The organism is Zoogloea ramigera (genome assembly GCF_006539865.1).
Lineage (GTDB): Bacteria > Pseudomonadota > Gammaproteobacteria > Burkholderiales > Rhodocyclaceae > Zoogloea > Zoogloea ramigera.
In genome coordinates, this window is record NZ_BJNV01000147.1 from 1 (window position 1) to 1,156 (window position 1,156).

The window sequence follows — 1,156 nt, forward strand, 5'->3', positions numbered from 1 at the left end:
TGCCAAGGGGGGACAGGGGGGTCTGGCAAGACCTCACCAATCCTCCCGCACCGCCAGCACCGCGTCCTGGCGCATGGCCTGGCGGCCGGCGAGGACGGCGGAGAGCGCGCCCAGCGCCACCAGCGCCAGGCCGAACAGCGCCAGCGACGCCCACGGCACATGCACATCCATGCTCCAGTGGAAGCTCTGCCGGTTCACCACCCGGATCAGTACCAGCCCGATCGCCCCACCCGCCGCCAGCCCCGCCACCACGCCGACGCCGGCCGCCAGCGCGCCTTCGCGGGCCAGCATCGCGCCCACCTGGCGGCGGGTCAGGCCGAGGTGGCGGAGCATCCCGAACTCCCGCCGCCGCGCCGCCGCCAGCGCCGCAAAACTCGCCGCCACGCCGGCCAGGCCGATCGCCACCGCCACCGCCTCGAGCAGATAGGTGACCGCAAACGTGCGGTCGAAGATGCGCAGGCTGATCGCCCGGATCTCGCCCGGGTAGGCCACCTCCAGCACGCCCGGCCCCGCCGCGGCGGCGAGCGCCTCGGCCACCTGGCGGGCCGCGGCGCCCGGCGCCAGGTGGATCGCCGCGTCGTTGGCGAGCCGGTCGCCGCCGAGGCGCCGGTAGGTTTCCAGGTCGATCATCACCGCGCCGGTCTGGCGCGCGTAGTCCCGCCACACCCCGGCCACATGGGCCCGCAGCGGCTGGCCGGCGATCGGCAGCGTCACCGCGTCGCCGGGCTGCCAGCCGTAGAGGTCCACCATCGCCTCGGAGATCCACACCGCCGGCCCCTCGCCCGCCACCGGCACGCCGCCCACCCGGGGCAGCTCGCGCCCGTCGGGCGACAGGGGCCGGGCGATCAGCGCCACCGGCGCCTGCCCGGCCGCGAGGCGCAGGCTGTCGTGGCGGGTGAAGCTCACCGTGCCCACCCCCGCCGTCGCGGCAATGCGCGCCTGCAAGGCTTCATCTAGATGGCCGCTGCCGCTCGCCTTGTCGGCACGCAGGTAAAGGTCGGCCGGCAGCAGCTGGGCCAGCCAGTCATCCACCGAATCGCGGAACGACGCCACCATGATCGCCATCGCCGCCGCCAGCGCCACGCTCACCAGCACGCCGGCCGCCGCCACCACCGCGTGGCCGGGCGCCGCCGCCAGCCGGGCCGCGGCCAGCCGC

Annotated in this window: 1 protein-coding gene; it reads right to left on the reverse strand. The window is 76.2% G+C overall.

The genetic code is table 11. From position 1 onward, the window contains the following. Positions 1–33: 33 nt before the first annotated feature. The coding region (locus ZRA01_RS20090) for an ABC transporter permease (RefSeq protein WP_141355144.1) at positions 34–1,156 on the reverse strand (1,123 nt) is incomplete at its 5' end.